Origin of the sequence: Enterobacter sp. EC_64 (genome assembly GCF_019584165.1) — a bacterium.
In the GTDB taxonomy this organism is placed as follows: domain Bacteria; phylum Pseudomonadota; class Gammaproteobacteria; order Enterobacterales; family Enterobacteriaceae; genus Enterobacter; species Enterobacter roggenkampii.
Genome location: NZ_VDAS01000002.1, coordinates 130,403 through 147,676, shown reverse-complemented (window position 1 = coordinate 147,676; position 17,274 = coordinate 130,403). Strand labels below are relative to the sequence as shown.

11 protein-coding genes are annotated in these 17,274 nt (G+C 55.3%); 10 read left to right on the top strand and 1 reads right to left on the bottom strand.

From position 1 onward, the window contains the following. Nucleotides 1-3 precede the first annotated feature (3 nt). The 6 genes from araD to FHC52_RS02235 all read left to right on the top strand — a co-directional run bounded on the left by araD (nucleotide 4) and on the right by FHC52_RS02235 (nucleotide 10,660). Complete coding sequence (gene araD, locus FHC52_RS02260) at nucleotides 4-699, top strand: L-ribulose-5-phosphate 4-epimerase (RefSeq protein WP_023326685.1); 696 nt, start codon at nucleotides 4-6, stop codon at nucleotides 697-699. 74 nt (nucleotides 700-773) lie between these two features. Further along, nucleotides 774-3,131, top strand: coding sequence for a DNA polymerase II (gene polB, locus FHC52_RS02255; protein WP_220419886.1), 2,358 nt, complete (start codon nucleotides 774-776; stop codon nucleotides 3,129-3,131). A 128-nt stretch (nucleotides 3,132-3,259) separates the two neighbouring features. Continuing rightward, on the top strand, nucleotides 3,260-6,166 hold the full coding sequence (gene rapA / locus FHC52_RS02250; RefSeq protein ID WP_025912159.1) for an RNA polymerase-associated protein RapA: 2,907 nt from the start codon (nucleotides 3,260-3,262) through the stop codon (nucleotides 6,164-6,166). 12 nt (nucleotides 6,167-6,178) lie between these two features. After that, a complete protein-coding gene (rluA, locus tag FHC52_RS02245) occupies nucleotides 6,179-6,838 on the top strand; it encodes a bifunctional tRNA pseudouridine(32) synthase/23S rRNA pseudouridine(746) synthase RluA (protein WP_032654885.1) in 660 nt (219 codons plus the stop codon). A 308-nt stretch (nucleotides 6,839-7,146) separates the two neighbouring features. Next, nucleotides 7,147-8,061, top strand: a complete 915-nt coding sequence (locus FHC52_RS02240) for an ESPR-type extended signal peptide-containing protein (protein WP_220419885.1) — start codon at nucleotides 7,147-7,149, stop codon at nucleotides 8,059-8,061. Between the two features lie 88 nt (nucleotides 8,062-8,149). Next, nucleotides 8,150-10,660 carry an autotransporter outer membrane beta-barrel domain-containing protein gene (locus FHC52_RS02235; protein ID WP_248260551.1) on the top strand — a complete coding sequence of 837 codons (2,511 nt, stop codon included), beginning with the start codon at nucleotides 8,150-8,152 and terminating at the stop codon, nucleotides 10,658-10,660. Between the two features lie 60 nt (nucleotides 10,661-10,720). On the opposite strand, the gene djlA is transcribed toward FHC52_RS02235, so the two are convergent. Next, complete coding sequence (gene djlA / locus FHC52_RS02230; protein ID WP_008502016.1) at nucleotides 10,721-11,536, bottom strand: co-chaperone DjlA; 816 nt, start codon at nucleotides 11,534-11,536, stop codon at nucleotides 10,721-10,723. Between the two features lie 239 nt (nucleotides 11,537-11,775). On the opposite strand from djlA, the gene lptD reads away from it, so the two are divergent. The 4 genes from lptD to rsmA are packed head-to-tail and all read left to right on the top strand — an operon-like array spanning nucleotide 11,776 to nucleotide 17,271. Further along, nucleotides 11,776-14,127 carry an LPS assembly protein LptD gene (lptD, locus tag FHC52_RS02225; protein ID WP_045353209.1) on the top strand — a complete coding sequence of 784 codons (2,352 nt, stop codon included), beginning with the start codon at nucleotides 11,776-11,778 and terminating at the stop codon, nucleotides 14,125-14,127. 53 nt (nucleotides 14,128-14,180) lie between these two features. Next, a complete protein-coding gene (surA, locus tag FHC52_RS02220) occupies nucleotides 14,181-15,467 on the top strand; it encodes a peptidylprolyl isomerase SurA (RefSeq protein WP_008502018.1) in 1,287 nt (428 codons plus the stop codon). Continuing rightward, entirely contained in the window at nucleotides 15,467-16,453 is a 987-nt protein-coding gene (gene pdxA / locus FHC52_RS02215) for a 4-hydroxythreonine-4-phosphate dehydrogenase PdxA (RefSeq protein ID WP_029740873.1), read from the top strand. Before surA ends, pdxA begins: the two co-directional genes overlap by 1 nt. Next, nucleotides 16,450-17,271: a 16S rRNA (adenine(1518)-N(6)/adenine(1519)-N(6))-dimethyltransferase RsmA gene (gene rsmA / locus FHC52_RS02210; RefSeq protein WP_008502020.1), complete on the top strand. Its 822-nt coding sequence runs from the start codon at nucleotides 16,450-16,452 to the stop codon at nucleotides 17,269-17,271. Before pdxA ends, rsmA begins: the two co-directional genes overlap by 4 nt. Nucleotides 17,272-17,274 lie beyond the last annotated feature (3 nt).

Genomic DNA, 17,274 nt, shown 5'->3' with positions numbered 1-17,274 from the left:
ACAATGTTAGAAGAGCTCAAACGCCAGGTGCTCGAAGCCAACCTGGCGCTGCCGAAACATAATCTGGTCACCCTGACCTGGGGCAACGTCAGCGCCGTTGACCGCGATAAAGGCGTGTTTGTGATCAAGCCTTCCGGCGTCGATTACACGGTGATGACGGCGGACGATATGGTGGTGGTCAGCATCGAAACGGGTGAAGTGGTGGAAGGGAACAAAAAGCCCTCCTCCGATACGCCAACTCACCGCCTGCTGTACCGCTCATTCCCAACCATCGGCGGTATCGTGCATACCCATTCACGCCATGCCACCATCTGGGCGCAGGCGGGCCAGTCCATCCCGGCGACCGGCACCACCCACGCGGACTACTTTTACGGCACCATTCCCTGTACGCGTCTGATGACCGATGCGGAGATTAACGGTGAGTACGAATGGGAAACCGGGAACGTGATCGTCGAAACCTTTGAAAAACAGGGTATCGACGCGGCGCAAATGCCCGGCGTGCTGGTGCACTCCCACGGCCCGTTCGCCTGGGGTAAAAACGCAGAAGACGCGGTGCATAACGCCATCGTGCTTGAAGAGATCGCCTATATGGGGATCTTCTGTCGACAGCTGGCGCCGCAGCTGCCGGATATGCAGCAAACCCTGCTGGATAAGCATTACCTGCGCAAGCACGGCGCGAAGGCCTATTACGGACAATAAACTGTATATATCCCCAGCATAAAACATTCAACCAGGCTATAATCAGGCCTGGTTTTGTTTTGTGGGATAGCGGCGTGACGCAGGCGCAAGAAGGCTTTTTACTGACCCGACACTGGCGGGATACCCCTCAGGGCACCGAGGTTGAATTCTGGCTGGCAACGGACAACGGCCCGCTGCAGGTGACGCTGCCGCCGCAGGAGTCCGTGGCGTTTATTCCTGAAGCGCACGTCGAGAAAGTGAAACAGCTGCTGCGCGGTGAAAACGGCTGGCGCATTACCCCGCTTGAACTGAAAGATTTCCACCGTCAGCCGGTTTACGGCCTCTACTGTCGCGCCCATCGTCAGCTGATGCGCTATGAAAAACTGCTCCGTGAAGCAGGCGTGACGCTCTACGAAGCGGATATCCGCCCACCCGAACGCTTTCTGATGGAGCGGTTTATTACCGCGCCCGTCTGGGTCGATGGTTCTCCGCAAAATGGCGGTCTCATCAACGCGCGGCTAAAGCCGAACCCGCACTACCGCCCGCCGCTGAAGTGGGTCTCCCTGGATATCGAAACCACCCGTCACGGCGAACTGTACTGTATAGGACTTGAAGGCTGCGGCGATCGGGTTGTCTATATGCTCGGGCCACCGAATGGTGATGCCTCCGCGCTGGATTTCCGGCTTGAGTATGTTACCAGCCGGCCGCAGCTGCTGGAGAAGCTCAACCAGTGGTTTGCCGACTTCGATCCCGACGTTCTGATCGGCTGGAATGTGGTGCAGTTCGACCTGCGCGTGCTGCAAAAACACGCCGAGCGTTACCGCATCCCGCTGATGCTCGGACGCGGCAACAGCGAGCTTGAGTGGCGCGAACACGGTTTTAAGAACGGCGTTTTCTTCGCACAGGCGAACGGCCGCCTGATTATCGACGGCATCGAGACGCTCAAGTCCGCCTTCTGGAACTTCTCGTCATTCGCCCTCGAAGCAGTGGCGCAGGAGCTGCTTGGCGAAGGCAAATCCATCGACAACCCCTGGGACAGAATGGACGAGATCGACCGGCGCTTTAACGAAGACAAGCCCGCGCTCGCCACCTATAACCTGAAAGACTGTGAGCTGGTCACGCGGATTTTCCACAAAACCGAAATCATGCCCTTCCTGCTGGAGCGCGCGACGGTAAACGGCCTTGCGGTCGACAGGCACGGCGGCTCCGTGGCGGCCTTTAGCCACCTCTATTTTCCCCGAATGCACCGGGCAGGATACGTCGCCCCCAACCTCGGGGACGTGCCGCCGCAGGCCAGCCCCGGCGGCTACGTCATGGATTCCCGACCAGGACTGTATGACTCCGTTCTGGTCCTGGACTACAAAAGCCTCTACCCGTCGATAATTCGCACCTTCCTGATCGATCCCGTCGGGCTGGTTGAGGGGCTGGCCCAGCCGGATGATGAACACAGCACCGAAGGCTTCCTCGGCGCACGCTTCTCGCGGGAAAAACACTGCCTGCCCGACATCGTAGGCAACATCTGGCACGGCCGCGACGAGGCCAAGCGCCACGGCAACAAGCCCCTCTCACAGGCGCTGAAAATCATCATGAACGCCTTCTACGGGGTGCTGGGCACCAGCGCCTGTCGCTTCTTCGACCCGCGGCTGGCCTCCTCGATCACCATGCGTGGGCACGAGATCATGCGTCAGACTAAAGCGCTGATTGAATCCCGGGGCTATGACGTCATCTACGGCGACACGGACTCCACCTTTGTATGGCTTAAGGGCGCGCATTCCGAAGACGATGCCGCGCAAATCGGCAAAGCGCTGGTTGCCTTCGTGAACGACTGGTGGCAGGAACATCTGCAGAAAGCGCGGTTAACCAGCGCGCTGGAGCTGGAATTTGAAACCCATTTTGCCCGCTTCTTAATGCCCACCATCCGCGGTACCGATCAGGGCAGCAAGAAGCGCTATGCCGGGCTGATTCAGGAAGGCGACGCGCAGCGGATGGTGTTTAAAGGGCTCGAGACAGTGCGTACCGACTGGACGCCGCTGGCGCAGCAGTTCCAGCAAACGCTCTATCTGCGGGTATTTCGCAATGAGCCGTATCAGGACTACGTGCGCGAGACGATAGCCAGCCTGATGGCAGGCGAACTTGACGCGCAGCTGGTGTATCGCAAACGCCTGCGCCGCCCGCTCGCGGAGTACCAGCGTAACGTTCCTCCGCACGTTCGCGCCGCGCGCCTCGCGGACGAAGAAAACGTCCGCCGTGGCCGCGCGCCGCAGTATCAGAATCGGGGAACCATCAAATACGTCTGGACGATAAACGGTCCGGAACCGGTGGATTATCAGCACTCGCCTCTGGATTATGAACACTATCTGACGCGTCAGCTTCAGCCGGTTGCCGACGGAATTTTGCCCTTCATCGACGATGATTTTGCTACACTAGTGACAGGGCAACTTGGCCTATTTTGACGCGTGACGAAATGGCTGCCATCCAGTACCATAGCGCCCTTTCCATTCCCGGACCCATTTTTCGATGACCGTCTTTTTTGACGGTGGTCGAACTATTGCCTGCAATTAAAGATTAGAGCCGAACAACTATGCCTTTTACACTTGGTCAACGCTGGATCAGCGATACAGAAAGCGAACTTGGATTAGGAACCGTCGTTGCCGTTGATGCGCGCATGGTTACCCTCCTCTTCCCTGCCACCGGTGAAAACCGCCTGTACGCCCGCAATGACTCCCCTGTAACCCGCGTGATGTTTAATCCGGGTGACACCGTGACCAGCCACGACGGCTGGCAGCTCAAGATTGAAGACGTAAAAGAAGAGAATGGACTGCTCGCCTACATCGGCACTCGCCTGGACACCGACGAGGCCAATGTCATCCTGCGCGAAGTGCTGCTCGACAGCAAGCTGGTGTTCAGCAAGCCGCAGGACCGCCTGTTTGCCGGGCAAATCGACCGTATGGATCGCTTCTCCCTGCGCTATCGCGCGCGTAAGTTCCAGAGTGAACAGTACCGCATGCCCTGGAGCGGCCTGCGCGGACAGCGCACCAGCCTGATCCCCCATCAGCTGAACATCGCCCATGACGTGGGCCGTCGCCATGCGCCGCGCGTGCTGCTGGCAGATGAAGTGGGCCTGGGTAAAACCATCGAGGCAGGCATGATCCTGCACCAACAGCTGCTTTCCGGCGCTGCCGAGCGCGTGCTGATTGTGGTGCCAGAAACCTTACAGCACCAGTGGCTGGTTGAGATGCTGCGCCGCTTTAACCTGCGCTTCTCTCTGTTCGATGACGAACGCTACGCCGAAGCCCAGCACGATGCGGACAACCCGTTTGAAACCGAACAGCTGGTGATTTGTTCTCTCGACTTCGTGCGCCGCAGCAAGCAGCGTCTTGAGCATCTGTGCGATGCCGAGTGGGACCTGATGGTCGTCGACGAAGCGCACCACCTGGTCTGGAGCGAAGACGCGCCGAGCCGCGAATATATGGCTATCGAGCAGCTTGCCGAGCGCGTGCCTGGCGTCCTGCTGTTGACCGCTACGCCGGAACAGCTGGGTCTGGAAAGCCACTTCGCCCGTCTGCGCCTGCTCGATCCAAACCGTTTCCACGACTTCGGGCAGTTTGTGGAAGAACAGAATAACTACCGTCCGGTTGCAGATGCCGTCGCGCTGCTGCTGGCGGGCAAGCGTCTTTCTGATGATGAACTCAACACCCTGAGCGATCTGATTGGCGAGCAGGATATCGAGCCGCTGCTGCAGGCCGCTAACAGCGACAGCGACAACGCGGAATCCGCGCGTAAAGAGCTGATCGACATGCTGATGGATCGCCACGGCACCAGTCGCGTCCTGTTCCGTAACACCCGTAACGGTGTGAAAGGGTTCCCGAAACGCGAACTGCATACCATTAAGCTGCCGCTGCCGACGCAGTATCAGACGGCAATTAAAGTTTCCGGCATCATGGGCGCGCGCAAAACGCAGGAAGAGCGCGCCCGCGACATGCTCTACCCGGAACAAATCTACCAGGAATTTGAAGGCGATACCGGCACCTGGTGGAACTTCGATCCGCGCGTAGAGTGGCTGATGGGCTACCTGACCGCGCACCGCTCCCAAAAGGTGCTGGTGATCTGCGCCAAGGCGGCCACCGCACTGCAGCTGGAGCAGGTCCTGCGCGAGCGCGAAGGCATTCGCGCCGCCGTGTTCCACGAAGGCATGTCCATCGTTGAACGCGACCGCGCTGCGGCGTGGTTTGCCGAAGAGGACAGCGGCGCTCAGGTTATGCTGTGTTCTGAAATCGGTTCTGAAGGCCGTAACTTCCAGTTCGCCAGCAACCTGGTGATGTTCGATCTGCCGTTCAACCCGGATCTGCTGGAGCAGCGTATCGGTCGTCTGGATCGTATCGGTCAGGCGCACGATATTCAGATCCACGTGCCGTATCTGGAAAAAACGGCCCAGTCCGTGCTGGTGCGCTGGTTCCACGAAGGTCTGGATGCGTTTGAACATACCTGCCCGACGGGCCGCACCATTTACGATCAGGTGCACGGCGATCTGATCGGCTATCTGGCCGCGCCGGAAAACACCGACGGCTTTGACGATCTGATTAAGTCCTGTCGTGAGAAGCATGACGCGCTGAAAGCGCAGCTTGAACAAGGCCGCGACCGCCTGCTGGAGATCCACTCCAACGGCGGTGAAAAAGCGCAGGCGCTGGCTGAGAGCATTGAAGAGCAGGATGATGACACCAGCCTCATCAGCTTCTCAATGAACCTGTTCGACATCGTTGGCATTAACCAGGACGACCGCGGCGAGAACCTGATTGTCCTGACCCCGTCCGATCACATGCTGGTGCCAGATTTCCCGGGCCTGCCGGAAGATGGCTGCACCATCACCTTCGAGCGTGATGTGGCGCTGTCCCGCGAAGATGCTCAGTTCATCACCTGGGAACACCCGCTGATCCGTAACGGGCTGGATCTGATCCTCTCTGGCGATACCGGCAGCAGCACCATCTCCCTGTTGAAAAACAAGGCGCTGCCCGTAGGCACGCTGCTGCTGGAGCTGATCTACGTTGTGGAAGCGCAGGCGCCGAAACAGCTGCAGCTCAACCGCTTCCTGCCACCAACGCCGGTGCGTCTGCTGCTGGATAAAAACGGCACGAACCTCGCAGGACAGGTTGAATTTGAGAGCTTCAACCGCCAGCTGAGCGCGGTGAACCGCCATACCGGCAGCAAGCTGGTCAATGCGGTGCAGCAGGACGTGCATGCCATTCTCCAGCAGGGTGAAACCCAGATTGAAAAAGCGGCCAGAGCGCTAATTGACGCCGCGCGCAGTGAAGCCGACGAGAAACTGTCTGCAGAGCTGTCGCGTCTGGAGGCGTTGAAGGCCGTGAACCCGAACATCCGTGACGACGAATTGGCGGCGATTGAAAGCAACCGTCAGCAGGTGCTGGAAAGCCTGAATCAGGCAAGCTGGCGTCTGGATGCCCTGCGTCTTATCGTTGTGACGCATCAGTAAACGGAGCGCAAGATGGTGATGGAGCCGTACAATCCGCCGCAGGATCCCTGGCTGGTCATTCTGTATCAGGATGAACACATTATGGTGGTCAACAAGCCCAGCGGGCTGTTGTCCGTACCGGGACGTCTGGATGAACACAAAGACAGCGTGATGACGCGCATTCAGCGCGATTATCCTCAGGCGGAGTCGGTCCATCGCCTGGACATGGCGACCAGCGGCGTGATTGTGGTGGCGCTGAACAAAGCGGCAGAACGCGAGCTGAAGCGCCAGTTCCGCGAGCGCGAGCCGAAGAAGCAGTATGTCGCCCGCGTCTGGGGTCACCCGGCGCAGGCGGAAGGGCTGGTGGATTTACCGCTGATCTGCGACTGGCCGAATCGGCCAAAGCAGAAGGTGTGTTATGAAACCGGCAAGGCCGCGCAAACCGAGTATGAAGTGCTTGAGTACGCGCCGGATAATACCGCGCGCGTCCTGCTTAAGCCAATTACCGGACGTTCACACCAGCTGCGCGTGCATATGCTTGCGCTGGGTCATCCGATTCTGGGCGACCGCTTTTACGCGCCGCCTGAAGCGCTGACCTTAGCGCCACGTCTGCAGCTGCACGCGCAGACGCTTACCATCACCCATCCGGCCTTCGCTAACGCGATGACGTTTAAAGCCCCGGTCGATTTTTAAATTCCTGATGTGAATATTTACTGTTAGCTCACTGTCGACGGTAAATATTCACACAGCATATATATCTCCCCTGCTCATCTGAAAACCCGCCCAAGTTCATTCATGATAATTATCTCTTCCTTAAATAACACTCAGTATTTTTAGAAAGACTAAGGTTTGGATTAAAAAATATTAAATTGAACACGATGCAATTTATTACTGATAATCCAGCTCATTTTAAGGAAATACTAACTCTACCCTATCCAAACGGAGTTATTTTTCTACTCAACAGCCACACTTAGTTTACTCATTGATTCACAAGGAAGTGTATGAACCGTTCGTATAACATCGTCTGGAATTGCGCCAGAAATATGTACATCGTTGCCTCGGAGTTTTCAAAAGGGGACAGCAAAGTCAAATCCTGCGTACGCGCCGGAAGCGCGATCGCAACGATTATCTTGTCAGGTGTTATGAGTACCGCACACGCCAGTGACACGACGTTTGTTGCAGTCCCGGGTAATAATACCATCAGTGGTGAATATTCAACGACGAGCCCTAATACCTCGGCGGTATCCGCCTCTGGCTCTGATGTCATCGTCACCGATAACGGCGCCTTAACGATATCCACAACCGGGGATGCAGGCATGGGGCTATCCGTGTCGAATGGAGCGAAAATCACGCTCGATGATTCGGGATCCACAATCCGCACTTCCGGGGAAGGCAGTCATGCGATAACCATTGTCGGTGATAACTCAGAAGCCATGTTGAACAACCTTACCGTTTCGACGGAAGGCGAGATCGCATCTGCCGTATTGTTTAGCTCTAATGCAAAAGGCACCATTGACGGGGGGAGCTATACGGCGACGGGAGAGGGTTCTTATGGTGTTGAGATATTGAATGGCGCAGACCTGACGATAAAAAACGCGACCATTACGACTTCCGGGTATGGCATGGCTCGGGCTATTGTTAACCGATATGCCACCCTTTCATTAGACAATGTGAATATAAACACCACGGGAGATTTTGGTAATGCAGGTATATATAACGACGGTGAATTGACCGGCTCAAACGTCACGATTACCACTACCGGAAGCCAGAGCTTTGGTATTCAAAACTATACCAACACATTTAATTTAGCGGCATCCCACGTTGAAACTTACGGTGAGCAGTCAGTTGGCATAATGAATACCGGACGCGCAGAACTCACTGACACTCATATCGTCACTCATGGGGAAAAATGCTGACGCAATATCCTCTGACGGGGCAAAGAGCACATTCGTACTGAATAACGGTTCAACGATCGCGTCCGGAGAAAATTCGCGGGCAGTGGCGATGACTCACGGTGGAGCCCTTGAGGCGAACAGCACAGATATCACCAGCGAACAATCTGCTGCCATTGCCTTAGAAAGCGCCAGCAGCGCGACCGTCACCCACAGCAACGTTTCCGGTAGCAATGTCGCCTTCTCGTTCAGCGGTGGAAAAAATGTCGCTACGATTGACGGAGGGAGCATTACGGCAACCGCGTCAGGAGGAAGTGCTTTTGCGGTGGATTCCGGATCTGCCGATATTAACGTGAAGAATGTGCAAACGATGAACGCAGACAATCTGCTCACCGTGGCCAATACCACTGATGCAGTCACCCTTCGCGCTGAAAACAGCAAGCTGTCCGGCGCCGTTAAGGCCAGCGGTAATAACGTCAGCATGACGCTGGATGCGAACAGCCAATGGCTGCTGACGGCCGATTCCAGCGTCGGTAATCTTACCAGCAGCGGACGCATCACACTCGGCGATGAAAACGGCAGTGCTGGTACACTCAATGTCGGTAATTTCACCCTTCTGGCTAACAGCCAAACTGATGTCTATCTTGACGCAAACGCGACCAGTGCGCCTATTGTCGCTCAGAATGCGACGCTTGATGGCACACTAAATATTACAGGTTACGGTAGTGCCAGCACGCTTTCCGCGGATAGCGCCTTCACGGTGATTGACGCTGAAAATGCAATTAATGGCAATTTTACCAGCCTCACCGTCGCGGGCATGGCATCTGGCTCCGTTGACTTCATCACCTTTAGCGGCACCATTGATCCCGCCGACGTGACCAATTACGTCCTGACACCGTCATTAACCTGGTATGCCAGCCAGAACCCAGCGGCAACAGCGGCTCACGGCACATTCACTCTGAACAATCCTGACGGCAGCTTTACGCTGAGCACGGCGCTTGTCGATCAAAATGCCGAAGCCACGACCGGATGGGACGGCAAATCGCTGACCAAAGAGGGGCAAGGTACGCTGATCCTTAATGCCGTAAACAGTTACAGCGGCACAACGGATGTCAACCAGGGCACGCTCTGGCTGGACGAGGCCGGCGTTATCGGCGTACAAAACAGCGAGCAGGCCGTGAATGTCGCGGCAGGCGCCACGTTTGGCGGTTCCAACGGTGTGGTGAACGGCAATGTTAACAGCAACGGCACCGTTCAGTTCAACGACACGCTAACGATCAATGGTAATCTGAGCAACGCAGGCAGCATTGTCAGCGGCAATATTGAAGGAACCAATGGTGCGACGACCGGCAACACGCTGATCGTAAACGGCGATTACACCAGCAACCAGGGTTCTGTGACGCTAAATACGCAGTTAGGCGACGACACGTCTCCAACCGATATGCTTAACATTACGGGGAATACGTCCGGGAACACCACCCTGTACATTAACAACGCTGGCGGTCAGGGCGCACTGACCCAAAACGGTATTGCAGTGATTACGGTCGGCGGTGAATCAAACGGCACCTTTGTTCAGGGTAATCAGGTCCAGATTAACGCCTACGAATACCGCCTGTATCAGGACTCAGGGGACTGGTATCTTCGTTCCCAGGCCACGAGTGATAATGGCGACGTAACGCCTCAGTATCGTGCCGATATCGGTTCATACCTCAGCAACCAGTGGCTGGCTCGCGATCTGCAAATGCAGACCCTGTCAGACCGAGAAGGCAGTCAGTTCAAATCGGAAAACGGCACGACATGGGCGCGTTTCAAAGCAGGTAAGAACCAGTCTACTGCGGCAGAGAGCAATATTGATATCGACAGCAACTACTCCCAGTTCCAGATTGGGGGCGATGTTGCCGCCTGGAACAACGGCGAACAAAGCCTGGTGGTCGGGGTTATGGGTAGCTATATGAACGCCAGCAGCGACAGCACGGGCAATAGAGGTGGTGACGGCAGCCGCTTCAGCGCTGACGGTAAAGTCGATGGCTATAACCTCGGCGTCTATGCCACCTGGTTTGCCGATGCCCGACAGCATCAGGGTTTTTATGTCGACAGCTGGTATCAGTACGGGATGTACCACAACAGCGTAGATAACGGGGACGTTGGCTCAACGGATTACGATTCAAACGCCAACGCCGTTTCGCTGGAAACGGGCTATCGCTACGATGTCGCACTCGGCGACAACACGCTGAGCCTCACGCCGCAGGCACAGATCGTCTGGCAGGATTACCGTGCCGATGACATCAAAGACAGCAGCGGCACAACGATTGATGGGCAAAACGGCGAAAGCTGGACCACCCGTTTAGGTCTGCGAGTTGACAGCAAGATGAATAAGGCGAACGACGCGGTTATCCAGCCGTTTGCGGAGGCCAACTGGCTGCATACCTCTGAAGACACGGCAGTCAACTTTGGTGACACACAGATCAAACAGGACCTTCCTGCCGATCGTGCGGAGCTGAAAGCGGGTATTCAGGCAAATGTGAGCAAGCAATGGAGCGTTATTGCCCAGGTCTCCGGACAGAAAGGTGATAATGATTACAGCGATGTAAACGGTAGCCTGAACGTGCGCTACAGCTGGTAACCCTGTATAAAGGGCCTGGCAGCTCATGCCGTCAGGCCCTTCATCATTCTAAAAAGGGGCTTATTTGAAGCCTTTCTTCTCTTTAATCAGCTCGTACGCTTTCTGAATTTCCTGCGCTTTTTGCTTCGCCATCTCCATCATTTCAGGCGGTAAGCCTTTTGCAACCAGCTTGTCTGGATGGTGCTCGCTCATGAGCTTACGATAGGCACGTTTGATGGTGGTCTGATCGTCAGAGGGTTTTACGCCAAGCACGTTGCAGGCATCTTCCAGCGTCGGACCACGCTGCGCCTGCTGCCAGGCGCCGCCAGAAGACTGCTGGTGATACCCGCCGCCAAACTGCGCGCCACCCTGCATCATGCGCAGGAACTGATCGAACTGCATACGGGAGATACCCAGCTCTTCCGCAATCACGTATAAAACATCGCGTTCGTTAGGGTGAAGCGAGCCGTCGGCGAAGGCCGCCTGAATCTGGATTTCCAGAAACATCCGAATTAAATCAAAACGGCCGAAGCAGATGCTGCGGAACTGGCGCATTTTTTCGCGAAGCGGGTAGTTATCGGATTTCCCGATGCGAAACGCATTTTGCGCCTCCAGGCGGGAGTCACCGTGCAGATTCATGCGATCCATAAAGACGCTGGCAATCTGAATATCGGCTTCCGTGACGCGCCCTTTGGATTTGGTTAAATGCCCCATCACCTCAAAAGTGGTGGAGAAAAAGAGTGACTGGCGCTCGCGCTGGTTGGCAAACCAGGCCATTTTACGGCTGCGCGCCTTATCAAACATATGGCCAATAATAAGCCCCAGCACTATTCCCCAGAACCCGGCACCCATGATGATGGCGAACGCAACGCCGATTATTTTACCCCAATACTGCATATACTCCCCGGATAGTCATATTCCTGGCCGACGCAACGTCATCATCACTGTGTTCAAGTCACGGTCAATTGAAGGACATCGCCTATAATTTGCTTTATCATACTCGTCATTCGATAGCGAGCCTAACACTCTGGCACGCAAACGGGCAGGATTAACGCTGGTACTGCGCAGATGAGTAAGATAGTCTCTGAGCGTTTGTAAGCCGTAGCCACTGATGACGGAACAATAAAATACAACGTATGAAAAAACGTATCCCCACCCTCCTGGCCACAATGATTGGCACCGCCCTGTACAGTCAACAGGGGCTGGCGGCCGATCTCGCCTCGCAGTGCATGCTTGGCGTCCCAAGTTATAATCGCCCACTGGTGAGTGGCGATACAAATAGCTTGCCGGTAACCATTACTGCCGACAGTTCAAAAGGGACTTACCCTGACAATGCCACCTTTACAGGCAATGTCGATATTAACCAGGGCAATAGCCGCCTGCAGGCAGATGAAGTGCAGTTGCACCAGAAGCAGCCGGAAGGTGCGGCCGAGCCGGTCCGAACGGTGGATGCGCTGGGTAATGTGCACTATGACGACAATCAGGTCATCCTGAAAGGTCCGAAAGCCTGGTCAAACCTGAATACCAAAGACACTAACGTCTGGAAAGGTGATTACCAGATGGTGGGTCGCCAGGGGCGCGGTGACGCGGACCTGATGAAACAGCGCGGTGAAAACCGCTATACGATCCTGGAAAATGGCACGTTCACGTCGTGTCTGCCGGGTTCAAATACCTGGAGCGTGGTCGGGAGCGAAGTTATCCATGACCGCGAAGAGCAGGTCGCAGAGATCTGGAACGCCCGCTTCAAGGTGGGTCCGGTCCCCATATTCTACAGCCCTTATCTGCAGCTTCCGGTGGGTGACAAACGTCGCTCCGGTTTCCTGATCCCGAATGCCAAATACAGCACCACGAACTACTTTGAGTTCTACCTGCCGTATTACTGGAACATCGCGCCTAACATGGATGCGACGATCACGCCGCACTATATCCACAAGCGCGGTAACGTCATGTGGGAGAACGAGTTCCGCTATCTGACCCACGCCGGTGCGGGTCTGATGGAGCTGGATTATCTGCCGTCGGATAAAGTCTTCCAGGACGAGCATCCCACTGAAGGTGATAAGCACCGCTGGATGTATTTCTGGCAGCATTCCGGGGTGATGGATCAGGTGTGGCGTTTCAACGTCAATTACACCAAGGTCAGTGACCCGAACTACTTCAACGATTTTTCGTCAAAATACGGTTCGAGTACCGACGGTTATGCAACGCAGATCTTCAGCGTTGGCTATGCGGTGCAGAACTTCGATGCGACGGTAACCAGTAAGCAGTTCCAGGTGTTCTCAAGCCAGACGGCGAGTACCTATGGTGCCGAACCGCAGTTGGACGTTAACTGGTACCAGAATGACGTAGGGCCATTTGACACCCGTATTTATGGCCAGGCAGTGCATTTTGTAAACACCAATTCCTCTATGCCGGAAGCCACCCGTGTTCACCTGGAGCCCGTCATTAACCTTCCATGGTCGAATGACTGGGCTAGTCTGAACACGGAAGCTAAGCTGATGGCGACCCACTATCAGCAGAAAAACATAGATGATTACAACGCGAACCCAAACAATACCGGTCACCTGGAAGAATCAGTAAACCGTACGCTTCCTCAGTTCAAAATGGACGGTAAGCTGATCTTCGAACGCGATATGGATCTTCTGGCGGATGGCTATACCCAGACGCTGGAGCCACGTATGCAGTATCTGTACGTGCCTTATCGCGATCAGAGCAATATCAATAACTACGACTCTTCTTTACTGCAGTCTGACTACAGTGGCCTCTTCCGCGACCGTACCTACGGTGGCCTTGACCGCATCGCATCAGCGAACCAGTTAACGACCGGGGTCACATCGCGCGTTTATGATGATGCTGCCGTTGAACGTTTTAACGTTTCTGTTGGTCAAATCTATTATTTCACCGAGTCTCGCACGGGCGATGACAACATTAAGTGGGAGAAAGATAATAAGACGGGTTCGCTGATTTGGGCTGGCGATACCTACTGGCGTATGACCGATCGTTGGGGCCTGCGTGGTGGCGTTCAGTATGACACCCGTCTCGACAATATCGCTAACAGCACGGCGGCTATAGAATATCGCCGGGATGAAGATCGGATGGTGCAATTGACCTATCGTTATGCCAGTCCCGAATATATTCAGGCGACATTACCAAACTATGGTACTGCCGAGCAGTATAAAGACGGTATTTCGCAGGTGGGTGGCGCAGCGAGTTGGCCTATCGCCGACCGTTGGTCAATCGTAGGCGCTTACTACTTTGACACTAACACCAATAAAGCTGCTGACCAGATGTTGGGGCTGCAATATAACTCCTGCTGCTACGCGCTGCGTGTCGGTTACGAACGTAAGCTTAACGGCTGGGAAAACAATCAGAGCAAATACGATAACGTGATTGGCTTTAACTTCGAGTTACGCGGCCTGAGTTCCAACTACGGTCTGGGTACGCAGAAAATGCTACGCTCGAACATTCTGCCTTACCGCAGTTCCTTGTAATGTGCTTGATTTGCAACGTAATCCGCTTTGCGGTTAATTGAAATGGAAAAAGTATGAAGAACTGGAAAACGCTGCTGCTCGGTGTCGCTATGGTTGCGAATACCAGCTTCGCGGCCCCCCAGGTTGTTGATAAAGTCGCTGCTGTGGTTAACAACGGCGTCGTGCTTGAAAGTGACGTTGACGGTCTGATGAAATCGGTGAAGCTCAATTCGGGCGAAGCGGGTCAGCAGCTTCCGGATGACGCCACGCTGCGCCACCAGATCCTGGAACGCCTGATCATGGATCAGATCGTTCTGCAAATGGGGCAGAAAATGGGGGTGAAGGTTACTGACGAGCAGCTCGATCAGGCCATCGCTAACATCGCAAAGCAGAACAATATGTCTTTAGACCAGATGCGCAGCCGTCTGGCCTATGACGGCATCAGCTACGCTACCTACCGTAACCAGATCCGTAAAGAGATGCTGATTTCGGAAGTGCGTAACAACGAAGTGCGTCGCCGCGTTACTATCCTGCCTCAGGAAGTGGACGCGCTGGCAAAACAGGTGGGTAACCAGAACGATGCAAGCACAGAGCTGAATCTGAGCCACATTCTGATCCCACTGCCAGAGAACCCTACGTCCGATCAGGCTGCGGAAGCAGAAAGCCAGGCGCGTTCAATTGTCGAACAGGCGCGTAACGGCGGTGACTTTGGCAAGCTGGCCATTACCTACTCCGCAGACCAACAGGCGCTGAAAGGCGGCCAGATGGGCTGGGGACGTATTCAGGAGCTGCCATCCCTCTTTGCTCAGGCACTGAGCACGGCTAAAAAAGGCGATATAGTCGGTCCAATCCGTTCAGGCGTGGGCTTCCACATTCTGAAAGTGAACGATCTGCGCGGCCAGAGCCAAAATATCTCCGTTACCGAAGTTCACGCTCGCCACATTCTGCTGAAGCCGTCACCAATCATGACTGACGATCAGGCGCGTGCGAAGCTGGAACAGATTGCGGCAGATATTAAGAGCGGTAAAACCTCGTTTGCGAAAGCAGCAAAAGAGTTCTCTCAGGATCCTGGCTCTGCTAACCAGGGCGGCGATCTGGGCTGGGCGGCAGCGGATATTTACGATCCTGCCTTCCGTGACGCGTTGATGAAGCTGAACAAAGGCCAGATCAGCGCGCCGGTACACTCTTCGTTTGGCTGGCATCTGATCGAGCTGATGGACACCCGTAACGTTGATAAAACGGATGCGGCGCAGAAAGACAGAGCCTACCGCATGCTGTTTAACCGTAAGTTCTCTGAAGAAGCAGCCACCTGGATGCAGGAACAACGCGCCAGTGCTTACGTGAAAGTGCTGAGCAACTAATGAAACAGCATCGTGTTGTTATCACACCCGGCGAACCCGCCGGGATTGGGCCTGACCTCGTTGTCCAGCTCGCCCAGCGCAGCTGGCCAGTAGAACTGGTTGTCTGCGCGGATGCAACACTGTTACAGGACCGGGCAACGCTGCTCGGTCTGCCTTTAACGCTCATCCCTTACGTTGAAGGCCAACAGCCTGCACCGCAGCAAGCCGGTACCCTCACCCTTCTTTCTGTTCCCCTTCGTACGCCAGTCATTCCTGGCCAGCTCAGCACGGAAAACGGCCACTATGTGGTTGAAACCCTTGCGCGCGCCTGCGACGGTTGCCTGAAGGGCGAATTTGCCGCCCTGATTACCGGCCCCGTCCACAAAGGCGTCATCAACGAAGCGGGTATACCGTTTACCGGTCATACGGAGTTCTTTGAAGAGCGCTCGCACAGTCCGAAAGTGGTGATGATGCTGGCGACGGAAGAAATGCGCGTTGCGCTGGTGACCACCCATCTGCCGATCAAAGCGATTCCGGATGCGATCACGCCTGAACTCCTGCGCGAGATCATCGGGATTTTGCATCACGATCTGCAGACAAAATTTGGGATCCCGCAGCCGCATGTGCTGGTCTGTGGCCTGAATCCGCACGCCGGCGAAGGCGGGCACATGGGTACCGAAGAGATCGACACCATCATTCCGGTACTCAACGAAATGCGGGCGAAGGGGATGAATCTCAGCGGTCCGCTGCCTGCTGATACCCTTTTCCAGCCGAAATACCTGGATAATGCCGACGCCGTGCTCGCGATGTACCACGATCAGGGCCTGCCCGTGCTAAAATACCAGGGCTTTGGCCGCGGCGTGAATATCACCCTCGGTTTACCCTTTATTCGAACGTCCGTTGACCACGGTACTGCGCTGGATCTGGCAGGCCAGGGGAAGGCGGATGTCGGCAGTTTTATTACGGCGCTTAATCTCGCCATCAAAATGATAGTTAATACTCAATGACTAATCGAGTCCATCAGGGCCACTTAGCCCGTAAACGTTTCGGGCAAAACTTCCTAAACGATCAGTTCGTGATCGAAAGCATTGTCTCGGCTATTAATCCGCAAAAAGGCCAGGCGATGGTCGAAATCGGCCCGGGTCTTGCCGCGCTGACCGAACCGGTAGGCGAGCGCCTCGACGAGCTGACCGTCATCGAACTGGACCGCGATCTGGCCGCACGCCTGCAAACGCACCCGTTCCTCGGGCCGAAGCTGACCATCTATCAGCAGGACGCCATGACCATGAACTTCGGCGAACTGTCAGAAAAAATGGGTCAGCCGCTGCGCGTATTCGGCAACCTGCCGTATAACATCTCCACGCCGCTCATGTTCCACCTCTTTAGCTATACTGATGCCATTGCCGACATGCACTTCATGTTGCAAAAAGAGGTGGTTAACCGCCTGGTTGCAGGCCCGAACAGTAAAGCGTATGGTCGTTTAAGCGTGATGGCGCAATATTACTGCAACGTGATCCCGGTACTCGAAGTACCGCCGTCAGCGTTCACACCACCACCGAAAGTGGATTCAGCGGTTGTGCGCCTTGTGCCGCACAAAACGAAACCGTACCCGGTAAAAGATCTGCGTGTACTGAGCCGCATTACCACTGAAGCCTTTAACCAGCGTCGTAAAACGATCCGTAACAGCCTCAGCAATTCCTTCACCGTTGAGGTGTTAGCTGAGCTTGGGATCGACCCGGCAATGCGTGCGGAGAACATCTCCGTAGAGCAATACTGCAAGCTGGCTAATTACATCAGCGAAAATGCGCCGCCGAAGGAGAGTTAAGCC

Coding starts and splice junctions, on each gene's coding strand:
- FHC52_RS02240 (WP_220419885.1), top strand. CDS start 7,147: ATGAACCGTTCGTATAACATCGTCTGGAATTGCGCCAGAAATATGTAC.
- rsmA (WP_008502020.1), top strand. CDS start 16,450: ATGACTAATCGAGTCCATCAGGGCCACTTAGCCCGTAAACGTTTCGGG.
- lptD (WP_045353209.1), top strand. CDS start 11,776: ATGAAAAAACGTATCCCCACCCTCCTGGCCACAATGATTGGCACCGCC.
- pdxA (WP_029740873.1), top strand. CDS start 15,467: ATGAAACAGCATCGTGTTGTTATCACACCCGGCGAACCCGCCGGGATT.
- rluA (WP_032654885.1), top strand. CDS start 6,179: ATGGTGATGGAGCCGTACAATCCGCCGCAGGATCCCTGGCTGGTCATT.
- djlA (WP_008502016.1), bottom strand. CDS start 11,536: ATGCAGTATTGGGGTAAAATAATCGGCGTTGCGTTCGCCATCATCATG.
- FHC52_RS02235 (WP_248260551.1), top strand. CDS start 8,150: ATGACTCACGGTGGAGCCCTTGAGGCGAACAGCACAGATATCACCAGC.
- rapA (WP_025912159.1), top strand. CDS start 3,260: ATGCCTTTTACACTTGGTCAACGCTGGATCAGCGATACAGAAAGCGAA.
- araD (WP_023326685.1), top strand. CDS start 4: ATGTTAGAAGAGCTCAAACGCCAGGTGCTCGAAGCCAACCTGGCGCTG.
- surA (WP_008502018.1), top strand. CDS start 14,181: ATGAAGAACTGGAAAACGCTGCTGCTCGGTGTCGCTATGGTTGCGAAT.